At 69.4% G+C, this 13,592-nt stretch carries 14 protein-coding genes; 7 read left to right on the top strand and 7 right to left on the bottom strand.

The features are described 5' to 3' along the window. Positions 1–4: 4 nt before the first annotated feature. Genes sfnG through AB0O44_RS08125 form a run of 3 tightly spaced genes read left to right on the top strand, consistent with a single transcriptional unit; the run spans position 5 to position 3,041 of the window. A complete protein-coding gene (gene sfnG / locus AB0O44_RS08135) occupies positions 5–1,189 on the top strand; it encodes a dimethylsulfone monooxygenase SfnG (RefSeq protein WP_364136368.1) in 1,185 nt (394 codons plus the stop codon). Beyond that, on the top strand, positions 1,189–2,547 hold the full coding sequence (locus tag AB0O44_RS08130) for an O-acetylhomoserine aminocarboxypropyltransferase/cysteine synthase family protein (RefSeq protein WP_364136366.1): 1,359 nt from the start codon (positions 1,189–1,191) through the stop codon (positions 2,545–2,547). Before sfnG ends, AB0O44_RS08130 begins: the two co-directional genes overlap by 1 nt. Then, positions 2,547–3,041 carry a CoA-binding protein gene (locus AB0O44_RS08125; RefSeq protein ID WP_290256769.1) on the top strand — a complete coding sequence of 165 codons (495 nt, stop codon included), beginning with the start codon at positions 2,547–2,549 and terminating at the stop codon, positions 3,039–3,041. The genes AB0O44_RS08130 and AB0O44_RS08125 overlap by 1 nt, the downstream gene beginning before the upstream one ends. A 7-nt stretch (positions 3,042–3,048) precedes the next feature. Here AB0O44_RS08125 and AB0O44_RS08120 read toward each other — a convergent pair whose 3' ends face one another. The 4 genes from AB0O44_RS08120 to AB0O44_RS08105 all read right to left on the bottom strand — a co-directional run bounded on the left by AB0O44_RS08120 (position 3,049) and on the right by AB0O44_RS08105 (position 6,618). Then, complete coding sequence (locus tag AB0O44_RS08120) at positions 3,049–3,795, bottom strand: hypothetical protein (RefSeq protein WP_364136364.1); 747 nt, start codon at positions 3,793–3,795, stop codon at positions 3,049–3,051. Continuing rightward, positions 3,792–4,340, bottom strand: a complete 549-nt coding sequence (locus AB0O44_RS08115; protein WP_364136362.1) for an RNA polymerase sigma factor — start codon at positions 4,338–4,340, stop codon at positions 3,792–3,794. Before AB0O44_RS08115 ends, AB0O44_RS08120 begins: the two co-directional genes overlap by 4 nt. 90 nt (positions 4,341–4,430) lie before the next feature. Further along, on the bottom strand, positions 4,431–4,898 hold the full coding sequence (locus tag AB0O44_RS08110; protein ID WP_364136360.1) for a hypothetical protein: 468 nt from the start codon (positions 4,896–4,898) through the stop codon (positions 4,431–4,433). Positions 4,899–5,328: 430 nt separating this feature from the next. Further along, positions 5,329–6,618: an adenylosuccinate synthase gene (locus tag AB0O44_RS08105; protein WP_364136358.1), complete on the bottom strand. Its 1,290-nt coding sequence runs from the start codon at positions 6,616–6,618 to the stop codon at positions 5,329–5,331. Positions 6,619–6,982: 364 nt separating this feature from the next. Here AB0O44_RS08105 and AB0O44_RS08100 point away from each other — a divergent pair, with 364 nt between their 5' ends. Next, a complete protein-coding gene (locus AB0O44_RS08100) occupies positions 6,983–8,203 on the top strand; it encodes a cobalamin-independent methionine synthase II family protein (RefSeq protein WP_364136356.1) in 1,221 nt (406 codons plus the stop codon). Positions 8,204–8,363: 160 nt separating this feature from the next. Continuing rightward, positions 8,364–8,993 (top strand): uracil-DNA glycosylase, encoded by a 630-nt coding sequence (locus AB0O44_RS08095; protein WP_364136354.1) that lies wholly within the window; start codon positions 8,364–8,366, stop codon positions 8,991–8,993. 147 nt (positions 8,994–9,140) lie between these two features. Here AB0O44_RS08095 and AB0O44_RS08090 read toward each other — a convergent pair whose 3' ends face one another. Then, positions 9,141–9,566: a DUF3151 domain-containing protein gene (locus tag AB0O44_RS08090; RefSeq protein WP_364136352.1), complete on the bottom strand. Its 426-nt coding sequence runs from the start codon at positions 9,564–9,566 to the stop codon at positions 9,141–9,143. A gap of 2 nt (positions 9,567–9,568) precedes the next feature. Then, positions 9,569–10,588 (bottom strand): class II fructose-bisphosphate aldolase, encoded by a 1,020-nt coding sequence (gene fbaA, locus AB0O44_RS08085; RefSeq protein WP_290256778.1) that lies wholly within the window; start codon positions 10,586–10,588, stop codon positions 9,569–9,571. A 160-nt stretch (positions 10,589–10,748) separates the two neighbouring features. On the opposite strand from fbaA, the gene nagA reads away from it, so the two are divergent. Next, complete coding sequence (gene nagA, locus AB0O44_RS08080; RefSeq protein WP_364136350.1) at positions 10,749–11,990, top strand: N-acetylglucosamine-6-phosphate deacetylase; 1,242 nt, start codon at positions 10,749–10,751, stop codon at positions 11,988–11,990. A gap of 21 nt (positions 11,991–12,011) precedes the next feature. Here the strand turns inward: nagA and AB0O44_RS08075 are convergent, their stop codons facing one another. After that, entirely contained in the window at positions 12,012–12,674 is a 663-nt protein-coding gene (locus AB0O44_RS08075; RefSeq protein WP_364136348.1) for a TrmH family RNA methyltransferase, read from the bottom strand. A 52-nt stretch (positions 12,675–12,726) separates the two neighbouring features. On the opposite strand from AB0O44_RS08075, the gene AB0O44_RS08070 reads away from it, so the two are divergent. Next, positions 12,727–13,590 (top strand): HAD-IIA family hydrolase, encoded by an 864-nt coding sequence (locus AB0O44_RS08070; protein ID WP_290256781.1) that lies wholly within the window; start codon positions 12,727–12,729, stop codon positions 13,588–13,590. Positions 13,591–13,592: the final 2 nt, after the last annotated feature.

Below are 13,592 nucleotides of genomic sequence, written 5' to 3'. Positions count from 1 at the left end.
CACCATGACCGAGAACAGCACCGTCGCCCGTCTCTCCGAACCGCTCAAGTTCGCCTACTGGGTCCCCAACGTCTCCGGTGGCTTGGTGGTCTCCACCATCGAACAGCGCACCGGCTGGGACTTCGACTACAACAAGAAGCTGGCCCGCATCGCCGAGGATTCCGGTTTCGAGTACGCCCTGACCCAGACCCGCTACGCCGCCTCCTACGGCGCGGACAAGCAGCACGAGGCCACCTCGTTCAGCCTGGGCCTGCTGGCCGCCACCGAGCGGCTGAAGGTGATCGCCGCCGTCCACCCCGGCATGTGGCACCCGGGCGTGCTGGCGAAGTACCTGATCACCGCGGACCACATCTCCAACGGCCGCGCCGCCGTGAACATCGTTTCCGGCTGGCTCAAGGCCGAGTTCGAAAACTTCGGCCTCGAGTGGCTGGAGCACGACGAGCGCTACGTCCGCACCGAGGAGTTCATCCGGGTGCTCCGCGGCCTGCTGACGGAGAAGAACTTCAGCCAGGCCGGCAAGTACTACAACATCACCGACTTCACCCTGCAGCCGGGCCCGGTGGACGTCCCGGGCCGCGCGCACCCGGAGATCTTCTTCGGCGGCAACTCCACCGCGGCACAGGCCACGGCCGGCCGCGTGGCGGACTGGTACTTCTCCAACGGCAAGGACCTGGAGGGCTTCAAGGAGAACATCGCCGGCGTCGTTGCGGCCGCCGGCGAAGTCCGGCGCGGGACCGAAGGCGCCCTCGACTTCCCGAGGTTTGGCCTGAACGGCTTCGTGATCGCCCGCGACTCCGAGAAGGAGGCCCGCGAGACCCTCCGCGAGATCGTCGCGAAAGCGCACAAACCCGCCGTCGAGGGCTTCCGCGACGCCGTCCAGGAGGCCGGGGCGTCCACCAGGGACGGCAAGGGCATGTGGGCGGACTCCAGCTTCGAGGACCTGATCCAGTACAACGACGGCTTCAAGACCCAGCTGATCGGCACCCCCGAGCAGATCGCGGAACGGATCGTCGAGTACAAGAAGATCGGGGTGAACCTGCTCCTGACCTGCTACCTGCACTTCCAGGAGGAGGTGGCCGCGTTCGGCAAGGACATCCTGCCGATCGTGCGCGAGCTCGAGGCCGACCTGGCCCGCAAGCACGGCACCGAACTTTCCACCCCTGCCACCAAGATTGAGGTGAACGCGTAATGGCCGACCGTACCTTCGGATTCCGCACCCGCGCCCTGCACGCCGGCGGCACTCCCGACGCCGAACACGGCGCCCGGGCCGTGCCGATCTACCAGACCACGTCCTTTGTCTTCAAGGACACCCAGGACGCGGCCAACCTCTTCGCGCTGCAGAAGTACGGCAACATCTACTCCCGGATCGGCAACCCCACGGTGGCCGCGTTCGAGGAGCGCGTCGCCTCCCTGGAGGGCGGCATCGGCGCCGTCGCCACGTCCTCGGGCATGGCCGCGGAGTTCGTCACCTTCGCCGCGCTCACCCAGGCCGGGGACCACCTCGTGGCCTCCTCCCAGCTCTACGGCGGCACCGTGACCCAGCTGGACGTCACGCTCCGCCGCTTCGGCGTGGACACCACCTTCGTCCCCGGCACGGACCCGGCGGACTACGCCGCGGCCATCCGGGAGAACACCAAGGCGATCTTCGTCGAGGTCGTTGCCAACCCCTCCTCCGAGGTCCAGGACCTGGCCGGGCTGGCGAAGGTGGCGCACGACGCCGGCATTCCACTCGTCGTCGACGCCACCCTGAGCACCCCGTACCTGGTGCGGCCGATCGAGCACGGCGCGGACATCGTGATCCACTCCGCCACCAAGTTCCTCGGCGGCCACGGCACCACCCTGGGCGGCGTCGTCGTCGAAAGCGGCCGCTTCAACTGGGGCAACGGCAAGTTCCCCACCATGACCGAGCCGGTGGCCTCCTACGGCAACGTCTCCTGGTGGGGGAACTTCGGCGAATACGGGTTCCTCACCAAGCTGCGCTGCGAGCAGCTGCGCGACATCGGCCCGGCCCTGTCACCGCAGTCCGCGTTCCAGCTGCTGCAGGGCATCGAGACGCTCCCGCAGCGGCTGGACGAGCACCTCAAGAACGCCCAGGCCGTGGCCGAATGGCTCGAAGCCGACGAGCGGGTGGCGTACGTGAACTACTCCGGCCTGCCCTCGCACCCGCACTTCGAACGTGCCCGCACCTACCTGCCACTGGGCCCGGGGTCGGTGTTCTCGTTCGGCGTTAAGGGCGGCCGGGCCGCGGGGCAGAAGTTCATCGAGGCCCTGCAGCTGGCCTCGCACCTGGCCAATGTGGGCGACTCCCGGACCCTCGTGATCCACCCGGGCTCCACCACCCACCAGCAGCTCAGCCCGGAGCAGCTCGAATCCGCGGGCGTGCCGGAGGACCTGGTCCGGATCTCGGTGGGCCTGGAAGACATCGAGGACATCCTCTGGGACCTGGACCAGGCCCTGGCCGCGGCGTCGGAGGCCCCGGCCGACGGTGCATCAGGGGAAGCCCAGCACGAACTGCCCGCCGAAGCGTGCACGATTGGAGCGAACTGATGACTGAAGAAACCCGCACCTGGACCGGACCGTCCGCGCCGGAGCGGCTGAACCTGCTCCGGCAGGCGAAGTCCATCGCGATTGTGGGCGCCTCGGACAAGCCGTCCCGGGCCAGCTACTTCGTGGCGACGTACCTGCAGTCCTCCACCCGGTACAAGGTCTACTTCGTGAACCCGGTGGTGAAGGAGATCCTGGGCCAGCCGAGCTACGCGTCGCTGGCGGACCTGCCGGAGAGCCCGGACATTGTGGATGTGTTCCGCAAGCACGATGACCTGCCGGGGGTGCTGGACGAGGCGATCGCCGCGGGCGCCAAGACGCTCTGGCTGCAGTTAGGGTCCTGGCACGAAGACGTGGCCAAGGAGGCCGAGGCGGCCGGGCTGAACGTGGTGATGGACCGGTGCGTGAAGATCGAGCACGCGCGCTTCCACGGCGGCCTGCATCTGGCCGGCTTCGACACCGGAGTCATCTCCTCGAAGCGGCAGGTCCTGGCCTAAGCCGGGATCAGCGCTGCCCCGTCCCGTCCGGAACCTCGGGGATGGCCGGGACGGTGGGCAGCGGGCTGACCGGGATGCCCCGGCCGTCGGCGCCGGGGACCACGGGCGTAACCGGCCGCTGCGGCGGGGTCGGCAGCACGCCGGTCCGGCCGACGTCGCGGCCGAGGCCCGGCTGCGTGGCCGAAGTGCTGGGCCGGACCGGTTCGGGGACCGCGCCCGGGGCCGTTGCCTGAAGGGTCGGTGCCGTCACCGTGCCGGCCGGCGCGGGGGCCGGTGCCGGAAGCGCCGGCAGGTCCGACGGCGACGGGCGGACCGAGGACGGAGCGGGGGCCGGGGCATTGCCGGCGGGCTGGAAAATACTGCCCACGGTGTGGCCGACGCTGTCGCGGAAGTCCTGACTGGCGGCAGCCACGGCACCCGCACCGAGGGTCATGGCACCGACGACGGCGCCGCCCACCAAAGCCATCCGGCGCCGGTTTCCCCGGCTGCGGCGGTGTGCCGCCAGGCTGGCAACGCCCGCGGGGAGCGGGGGCTCCTCGACGGAGGAGGCGGATTCTTCGGAAGAGGCGGCTGCTGCGGGGGCGCCGGCGGCGAGCAGGGCCGCGAGGTCGGCCCGCGGGGCGGGGGCCTGGTCCGGGACCAGGGCCTGGAGGTTTTCCAGGGCGCCGCGGAGTTCGGCGGCAGATTCCAGGCCGGCATCACGGAGCACCGCCTGGATGCTGCCATCCTGCTGGGGTTTGCGGGTGCCGGTCATGATGCTGCGTGGTCCTTTTCTGTTACCAGTTCGCGCAGGGCACTGAGCCCGCGCCGCTGAAGCTGTTTGATGGCACCCGGGCTCTTGCCCATGATGCTGGCCACCTCGTCGATGGCGAGGTCCGCGACGATCCGCAGGACCAGGACTTCCCGTTGCTCCTCGTTGAGCAGGGAGAGTGTGTGGGTCAGGCCCCCGAGCGATCCGAGTGCCTCGTCCTCCGCGGAGACCGTGTGCCGGTCATCCGTCAGGGGGTCGTAAGGGGTGTGGTGCGGGGCCCGCTCCGAGCGGCGGTAGTGGTCCACCAGGCGGGCGTGGGCCACGGAGAAGATAAAGGTCCGCAGCCCCTTGTGGCCGCCGGTGACGCCGCCGAGCCGGGGCAGGATGTCCACGAACACGTCCTGGGTGAGGGCCTCGGCATCGTCGACGCCCTTGGCCCGGAAGTAGCCCAGCACTGCCGGGGACATCACGGTGTAAACGGCGCTGAATCCTGACGGGTCGCCAGCCAAGGCGGCTGACAGTTCGTCATCGCTCAGCTGGTCTGCCAAGAGGCTTTCCTTCCGTTTACTGCTGTGGGGTGCGGCCCCCAAGATCTTAGCGGCCGCACCCCGTCACCTCCGAAAGGAGATGGGCAGTGCTTACTTCTTCACCTGCGGGACATCCACCGACGGGACGGCCGGGACGGCCGGGGTAGCCGGGAGGTCCTTGGCACCCGGGACGGCCGGGGTGGCCACGGTGACGCCGGCGTGAGCCTGGGCCTCTGCGGCGCCCTTGGCGTTGGCGGCGCCGTCGACGGTTACGCCGTCCTTGTCGGCGGAGACGGAGCCCTCGGCGGACTCGTCGGCACCCTTGACGGAGGCGTCGCCCTTGGCGGCACCGTCAACGGCGGGAGCAGACGGCACAGCCGGAACGGCCGGGGTAGCCGGAACGGCGGGCAGCGACGGGGTCGCCGGAACGGCCGGGGTGGCGGGCGTAGCGTTGCTCACTTCAGCCTGCTGGGTGTTCGAGACCTGGGCCGCGTTGGCCAGGCCGATTCCGGAGAAGCCTCCGACCGCGAGAATGGCGGCGCCGACAGCAATCTTGGTGGTCTTGCTAACACTCTTCATGAAAATTACATCCTTTGGTTGTGGAGGGCCGGCGGCGCCCGATGGGGGCGGGCGCCCGCCGGCTCTTACAGTGGGGATCCCGTCGGCACCTGATGGGGGCAGGTGCCCGTCGGATCCTTCCGGCGAAGCCCGCGGCGCCCGATGGGGGCGGGTGCCGTGCGGTAGCTTCGCGGCCGCGCCGCGGAACGTGGTTGGGGTCCAGGTCCCATGCGGCGCTTACATAGGGGTAATCGCCGGGAGGGCCGAAAAGGTTACGGGGATCCGGAAAATTCTTTTGTTTCTTTTTCCCAGGACCGTTCCGCCCCGGATTGCCGCGATTTTTCTGGAGGTTTCCGGGGTTGCCCCGGGGTTAAACGGCGACGGCGGCGCCCCACCGTTCCGGGTGGGACGCCGCCGTCGGGCGCTCGAAGGGCGTTAGCCCTTAATCAGGTCAGTCGTTGATCAGATCGTTGACCACGATCGTCTGGTCGCGGTCCGGGCCGACGCCGATCGCGGAGAACCGGGTACCCGAGAGCTTCTCGAGCGCCAGCACGTAGTTGCGGGCGTTCTCCGGCAGGTCGTCCAGGGTGCGGGCGCCGGTGATGTCCTCGGTCCAGCCGTCGAAGTACTCGAAGATCGGCTTCGCGTGGTGGAACTCGGTCTGGGTCATCGGCATCTCATCGTGCCGGACGCCGTCGACGTCGTAGGCCACGCAGACCGGGATCTGCTCGATGCCGGTGAGCACGTCCAGCTTGGTGACGAAGTAGTCGGTGAAGCCGTTGACGCGGGAGGCGTGCCGGGCCAGCACGGCGTCGTACCAGCCGCAGCGGCGCGGGCGGCCGGTGTTGACGCCGAACTCACCGCCGGTCTTCTGCAGGTAGACGCCCATCTCGTCGAACAGCTCGGTGGGGAACGGTCCGGCGCCGACGCGCGTGGTGTACGCCTTGATGATGCCGATCGAGCGGGAAATCCGGGTGGGGCCGATGCCCGAGCCCACGGACGCGCCGCCGGCGGTCGGGTTGGAGGAGGTCACGAACGGGTAGGTCCCGTGGTCGACGTCGAGGAACGTGGCCTGGCCGCCCTCCATGAGGACCACCTTGCCCTCGTCCAGCGCCGTGTTCAGCAGGAAGGTGCTGTCTACGACCAAGGGGCGGAGGCGCTCGGCGAAGGAGAGGAAGTAGTCCACGATCTCGTCCACCTCGATGTCGCGGCGGTTGTAGACCTTGACCAGCAGTTCGTTCTTCTGCCGCAGCGAGCCCTCGACCTTCTGGCGCAGGATGGACTCGTCGAAGACGTCCTGGACGCGGATGCCGAGGCGGGCCACCTTGTCCATGTAGGCCGGGCCGATGCCGCGGCCGGTGGTGCCGATGGCGCGGCTGCCGAGGAACCGCTCGGTGACCTTGTCCAGCACCTGGTGGTAGGGCGCCACGAGGTGGGCGTTGGCGGAGACGCGCAGCCGGGACGTGTCCGCGCCGCGGGCCTCGAGCCCGTCGATCTCCTGGAACAGCGCCTCGAGGTTCACCACGCAGCCGTTGCCGATTACCGGGATGGCGTTGGGGCTGAGGATGCCGGCAGGAAGGAGCTTCAGCTCGTACTTCTCACCGCCTACGACGACGGTATGGCCGGCGTTGTTGCCGCCGTTGGGCTTGACGACGTAGTCGACACGGCCGCCGAGAAGGTCGGTGGCTTTACCTTTGCCCTCGTCGCCCCACTGGGCTCCGACGATCACGATTGCTGGCATGGGATCCTCCCCCATTCGTTCGGGCCGCGCTTCGGTCCACCAGGTGGTTCCGCAGTCCGGCACCGTTCATGAGAATGCCCCGGCTCTACCGCTGCGGGCAGTCAGGGGCTCTTACCACCCAAGTTTAGCCGACGACGGAGCCGGCGGCGCGTTTTCGGCCGCCACCACGGGCCCGTGACACATTATGGGCACAACTTGCGGGTGGCGCCCGGGTGGAATGTAGTGGGAGTGACCATCCCGAGCGGCCGAGGGACCTGGACCGTTGACGCCGCAGCAACCCCGCCGGACCCGGACAGCCCCCTAGGGCGGCTGCCGCGGCCGGCCACGGTGCTACCGCCAGGACCGATGGAAAGGAAAACGAGCCATGACCCCTACCTCCGCCCAGAACACCGACCACATCCGCGTCACCCACGCCGGGTCCTTGCCCCGCACCCCGGAACTGATCGCCGCGAACGAGTCCAAGGAAAAGGACGGGATCACCCCCGAGTTCCTGGACCTGCTGGAAACCTCGGTCAAGGACGTGGTGCAGCGCCAAAGCGATCTGGGCATCGACATCGCCAACGACGGCGAGTACGGCCACACCATGTCCAGCTCCGTGGACTACGGCGCCTGGTGGAACTACTCCTTCTCGCGCCTCGGCGGCCTGGAACCGACCAATGTGGACCGCTGGGCCGACGCCCAGGTGCACCGCTCCTCGCCTGGCCACATCGTCCTGACGTCCTTCCCGGACCGCCGGGACCGGCAGAAGTTCAACGAGGCCTACAACGACCCGTCCTCGGGCATCCTCTCGCACCGCAAGTCCGTGACCCAGCCCAAGATCGCCGGGCCGCTGACCTACACGGGCCAGGACCTGGTGGCCTCCGACGTCGCCAACCTCAAGACCGGCCTTGCCGCGGCGGGCCTGACGGAGGGCTTCGTCGCTTCCCTCTCCCCCGGGTCCTGCGCCCGGGTGGCCAACGAGTATTACCAGAGCGACGAGGAACTGCTCTACGCCTGCGCGGACGCCATGCGCGAGGAGTACAAGGCCATCATCGACGCCGGCCTGACCGTCCAGCTGGACGACCCGTCGCTGGCCGAGAGCTGGGACCAGATCAACCCCGAGCCCAGCCTGGAGGACTACCTGAAGTTCATCCAGCTCCGGGTGGAGGCCACCAACTGGGCGCTCCGGGACCTGCCGCAGGAGCAGATCCGGCTGCACGTCTGCTGGGGTTCCTGGCACGGCCCGCACACCACGGACATCCCGTTCCAGGACATCATCGGCTCGGTGCTGCAGGTCAACGCCGGCGCGTACTCCTTCGAGGCTGCCAATGTCCGGCACGAGCACGAGTGGCGGGTCTGGGAAGACACCAAGCTTCCCGAGGGCAAGTCGATCATCCCCGGCGTCGTCTCCCACGCCACCAACGTCGTCGAGCACCCGGACCTGGTGGCGGACCGGATCGTGCGGTTCGCCGAACTGGTGGGCCGCGAGAACGTGATTGCCTCCACGGACTGTGGCCTCGGCGGCCGCGTCCACCCGCAGATCGCCTTCGCCAAGCTTGAGGCGCTGGGCGAGGGAGCACGGCGGGCCACCAAGCGACTTTGGTGACCGGCGGCCGGCCGGCGGGATCTTGGTAGACTGGTAACGGCCGGACAAGTTTCCGGCCCACACCACATTTCCACACCACATCGGCCGCGGCGCGCCTTCCTTTGGCGCGCCCGCGGCCGGTCTGGCGGCGTTACCAATCCCGCAGGAGACCCAGCACCACATGACAGCCCTGGCCACTGAAAATTTCCGCGAACAGCTCTTTAACCGCCGCTACGAGGCCAATGTCGCCCCGGTCAACGAGCTGTGCGACGCCCTCCAGACCGCCAAGGCCGGCACCACCGTCCCCTACGTCGATCCCGCCCACGACGTGGACGAATGCCGCATCGTGAGCCTGTTCTCCAACATCGGCACCGCGGACCCGTCCGGGTTCATCACCGCCGGCGATTCCGACGCCGCCACCCGCCTGCTGGGCATCCAGTGGAAGCTGGGCCTGCGCCCCGAGTTCGTGATGCCGTGGAATGTCCACCCGTGGCACGTCGAGGGCGAGCCCAACGGCAAATTCACCCCGGACCAGATCGCCGCCGGACTCAAGCCGCTGCTGAAGTTCCTGGCCCTGGTCCCCCGCGCCTCCGTGATCGTCGCCCACGGCACCGAGGCCAACCGGCTGGCCAACCTGCTGCTGAAGACCGAGGTGCCGATGATCTGGCGCCGCGGCCTGAAGACCTACAAGGTGCGTTCGCTCAGCGGCCGCGCCTTCGCCGGCACCCCTGCACGGCAGGAGCAGTACCTTGAGGACATGCGCGTTGCCTACGCGGACGCGATGGCCCGCACCGGCCTGGCGAAGGCCTGATCGTCCCCACCCGCTCCCTAACCTCGCAAGCTCGGCCAGGGAACCCTGCGGGCGTGGGCCCAGCTTAAACCGCGACGGCGGGTGTCCACCTTTCGGTGGGCACCCGCCGTCGTCGTCTGGTCCCGGGTCAGCCGGGGCGGCGCAGGGTCAGCCGCGCGCCTCGATGGCGGCCTTGGCCGTGGGATCGGACTCGGCCAGGAACTTCTCGATCCGCTCCGGCTCCTCGGCCTCACCGATCGCTGCGGAGGCCCGGCCGAGCGAGTACAGCGCCCGCAGGAAGCCCTGGTTCGGCTCGTGCTCCCACGGAATCGGGCCGGCGCCGCGCCAGCCGTTGCGCCGGAGGGCGTCCAGGCCGCGGTGGTAGCCGACGCGGGAGTAGGCGTAGGAATCGATGGTCCGACCCTCTTTCCACGCTTCCTCGGCCAGCACGGCCCAGAGCAGCGAGGACGTCGGGTGCTTCTCCACCAGGTCCAGGGCCTCGTGCCCGGCCTCCAGGCCCGCGGTGACCTCGGTCTCGGCGGGCAGGAGGGTGGGTTCGGGGCCCAGCAGGTTCTTCCGGAATTCGTCCGACACGGTTAGAACGTCTTGCCGGTGGAGCCGAGCTGCTGGGCGGCTTCGACCACGCGGGCGGCCAGGCCGGCCTCGGCGGAGGCGCCCCAGACGCGCGGGTCGTACATCTTCTTGTTGCCGACCTCGCCGTCGATCTTCAGGACGCCGTCGTAGTTGCGGAACATGTGGTCCACCACCGGGCGGGTGTAGGCGTACTGGGTGTCGGTGTCGATGTTCATCTTGATCACGCCGTAGGAGACCGCGTCGGCGATTTCCTTCTCGGAGGAGCCGGAGCCGCCGTGGAAGACCAGGTCGAACGGGTTGGCCTTGCCGATCTTGGCGCCCACCTGCTCCTGGATGTCCTTGAGGATCTCCGGGCGCAGCTTCACGCCGCCGGGCTTGTACACGCCGTGCACGTTGCCGAAGGTCAGGGCGGTGATGTAGCGGCCGTTCTCGCCGGCGCCGAGGGCGTCGATCGTGGCGAGGGCGTCCTCAACCGTGGTGTAGAGCTTGTCGTTGATGGCGTTCTCGACGCCGTCCTCCTCGCCGCCGACCGTGCCGATCTCGACCTCGAGGATCATCTTGGCGGCCGCGGTGCGGGCCAGCAGGTCACGGGCGATCTTGAGGTTCTCCTGCAGGGTTTCGGCGGAGCCGTCCCACATGTGGGAGTTGAAGAGCGGGTTGCGGCCGGCCTTGACCTCGGCCTCGGAGGCGGCCAGCAGCGGCAGGACGAAGCCGTCCAGCTTGTCCTTGGGGCAGTGGTCCGTGTGCAGGGCGATGTTGACGCCGTAGTTCTTGGCCACCTCGCGGGCGAACGCGGCGAAGCCCAGGGAGCCGGCCACCATGTCCTTGGTGGAGGCGCCGGACCAGTAGGCGGCACCGCCGGTGGAGACCTGGACGATGCCGTCGGACTCGGCCTCGGCGAAGCCGCGGAGGGCGGCGTTCAGGGTCTGGGAGGAGGTCACGTTGACGGCGGGGAAAGCGAAACCGCCCGTCTTCGCGCGGTCGATCATCTCGGAGTAAATCTCTGGGGTTGCAATGGGCATGCTGACTCCTTAGGTGAGTTTCGTCTGCGGGCTGGGCTGACCCCTGGGGTGAACCTCGTCGGCTACGCACCATCCTAGCCATTCCCGCCGGACGGCAGTGGTTCCGCTCACTCCCGGCTGTAACACTGCCCCGGACCGGAGCGGATAGGGTGGCAGCATCATGCCCGGTCAGCCCACCCGCATCATCCACTCGGCCCGCCTCGTCTCCGGCGGGTCCATCACCGCTGACGCCTGGGTGGCGTTCGCCGGGACCGCGGTCGCGGCCGTCGGGTCCGGGGACGGTTGGCGGGAGCTGGTGCCGAAGGCCGGCTGCGCCCTTGCCGACAACGGGGCCGGGGACGGTCTTGATGCTCCGGGCGCCGGGTGCGCCGTCACGGACGCGGCCGGCCGCTGGCTGGTGCCGGGTTTCATCGACCTGCACTGCCACGGCGGGGGCGGCGCCGCGTTCGACGCCGGGGCTGGCGACGGCGGGGCGGCCGCGATCGGCCGGGCCCTGGCCACCCACCACCGGCACGGCACCACCCGGCTGGTCCTCTCCCTCGTCACCGCAGCCAGGCCGGACCTGGAAGCCCGGCTCGTCGCGGTCGCCGACGCGGCCGAAACAGACCCGCTTATCCTGGGCGCCCACCTGGAGGGACCCTTCCTCGCCGACAAATTCCGCGGCGCCCACGACCCCGCCCTGCTCCGCGCCCCGGACCCGGAGGACGTCGCTGCGCTGCTGGCGGCGGGACGCGGCACGCTCCGGCAGTGGACCCTCGCCCCGGAACTTCCCGGCGCCATGGCGGCCCTCCGCACCCTGGTGGACGCCGGCGTCGCGGTCGCCGTCGGGCACACCGCCGCCGGGTACGACGCCGCCCTCGCCGCGTTCGACGCCGGCGCTTCCATCCTCACGCACGCCTTCAACGCGATGCCGGGGCTGCACCACCGCGAGCCCGGGCCCGTTGCCGCGGCGTTCCGCTCCCCCGGCGTGACCCTTGAGGTGATCAATGACGGCGTCCACGTCCACCCGGAGATGGTGCGGCTGGCCTTCACCGGAGCCCCCGGCCGGGTGGCGCTGGTCAGCGACGCGATGGCCGCCGCCGGCGCCGCGGACGGTAGCTACCGGCTGGGCACGCTGCCCGTCACGGTGCGCGGCGGCGTGGCGCGACTGGCCGGGACCGGGGACGCGGAGGGCCGCATCGCCGGGTCCACCCTGACGCTTGACGAGGCCCTGCGCCGGGCGGTGCGGGACGCGGGCATCCCGCTGACCGATGCGGTGACGGCGCTGACCGGGACGCCGGCTCGGGCGATCGGCCGGGGCACGGACCTGGGGCTGCTGGCGCCGGGGTACCAGGCGGACGCGGTCCTGCTGGATGAGGACCTGGCCGTCACGGCGGTGTTCGCCGCGGGCCGGCCGATCTAAAGAACGGTCCTTACTGCCGGCCTAGCCGGGGAGCTGGTTGAAGACGTGCCGGCGGATCCAGGCGTGCATCGCGATCGCGGCGGCCGAGGCGGCGTTGATGGAGCGGGTGGAGCCGAATTGCTCGATGGAGAGGGTGTCCACCGCGGCGGCGTGCACCTCGGGGGTCAGGCCGGGACCTTCCTGGCCGAACACCAGCACGCAGTCTCGCGGGAGTTCGTAGGTCTCCAGCGGCACCGAGTCCGGGAAGATGTCGATCCCGATGATCGCGAGGCCCTCCCCCTGCGCCCACGCCACGAAGTCCTCCACCGTGGGGTGGTGGCGGACGTGCTGGTAGCGGTCGGTGACCATGGCGCCGCGCCGGTTCCACCGCCGTCGTCCGATGATGTGCACCTCCTTGGCCAAGAAGGCGTTCGCCGTCCGGACCACGGTGCCGATGTTCATGTCGTGCTGCCAGTTTTCGATGGCGATGTGGAAGTTGTGGCGCCGCGAGTCCAGCTCTGCGACGATCGCCTCGTGCTTCCAGTACCGGTACTTGTCCAGGACGTTGCGGCGGTCCCCGTCGGCCAGCAGGTCCGGGTCCCAGTGGTCCCCCTCGGGCAGCGGCCCGCTCCAGGGCCCGACGCCGATCTCCGGTTCCTGCCCGGGTTCAGGCTCTGCTGCTGGCGTTACTTCTGGCTGGGTCACTTCTCAACATTAGACTGGGAGCAGTAGCGGAACACTATCGGCGGAGGGCACCATGGCGGAGCAGTCAGAGCACCACTCAGAGCAGCGGCAGGACGCGGACGAGACCCGTTCCACCGCGTCGGTGTACCGCAGCGGCCAGGACATCGAGTGCTGGCTGACGGACATGGACGGCGTGCTGGTGCACGAGAACCAGCCCATCCCCGGCGCGGCCGAACTGATCCAGCGCTGGGTGGACACCTCCCGGCGCTTCCTGGTGCTGACCAACAACTCGATCTTCACTCCGCGCGACCTCGCCGCCCGGCTGCGCAGCTCCGGCCTGGAGATCCCCGAGGAGAACATCTGGACCTCGGCGCTGGCCACGGCCCAGTTCCTCAAGGACCAGGTCCGCGGCTCCGACTCCGGCAACCGCGCCTACACGATCGGCGAGGCGGGCCTGACGACGGCGCTGCACGAGGCGGGCTTCATCCTCACCGACCAGGATCCGGACTTCGTGGTGCTCGGCGAGACCCGCACCTATTCCTTCGAGGCCATCACCATGGCCATCCGGCTGATCCTGGGCGGGGCACGGTTCATCGCCACCAACCCGGACGCCACCGGCCCCTCCAAGGACGGCCCCATGCCGGCCACCGGGGCGATCGCCGCCCTGATCACCAAGGCCACCGGCCGGGAACCCTACATTGTCGGCAAGCCGAACCCCATGATGTTCCGATCCGCGATGAACCAGATCGACGCCCACTCGGAGACCACGGCCATGATCGGGGACCGGATGGACACGGACATCATCGCCGGCATGGAGGCGGGCCTGCACACGGTGCTGGTGCTCAGCGGCATCACCCACAAGGACGACATCGCCGCCTACCCGTTCCGGCCCAACCAGATCCTGAACTCGGTGGCGGACCTCAAGAACCAGATCTAGGC

The organism is Arthrobacter sp. NPDC080082 (genome assembly GCF_040686595.1).
Classification (GTDB): domain Bacteria; phylum Actinomycetota; class Actinomycetes; order Actinomycetales; family Micrococcaceae; genus Arthrobacter.
This window is presented reverse-complemented; position numbering and strand designations above follow the sequence as displayed.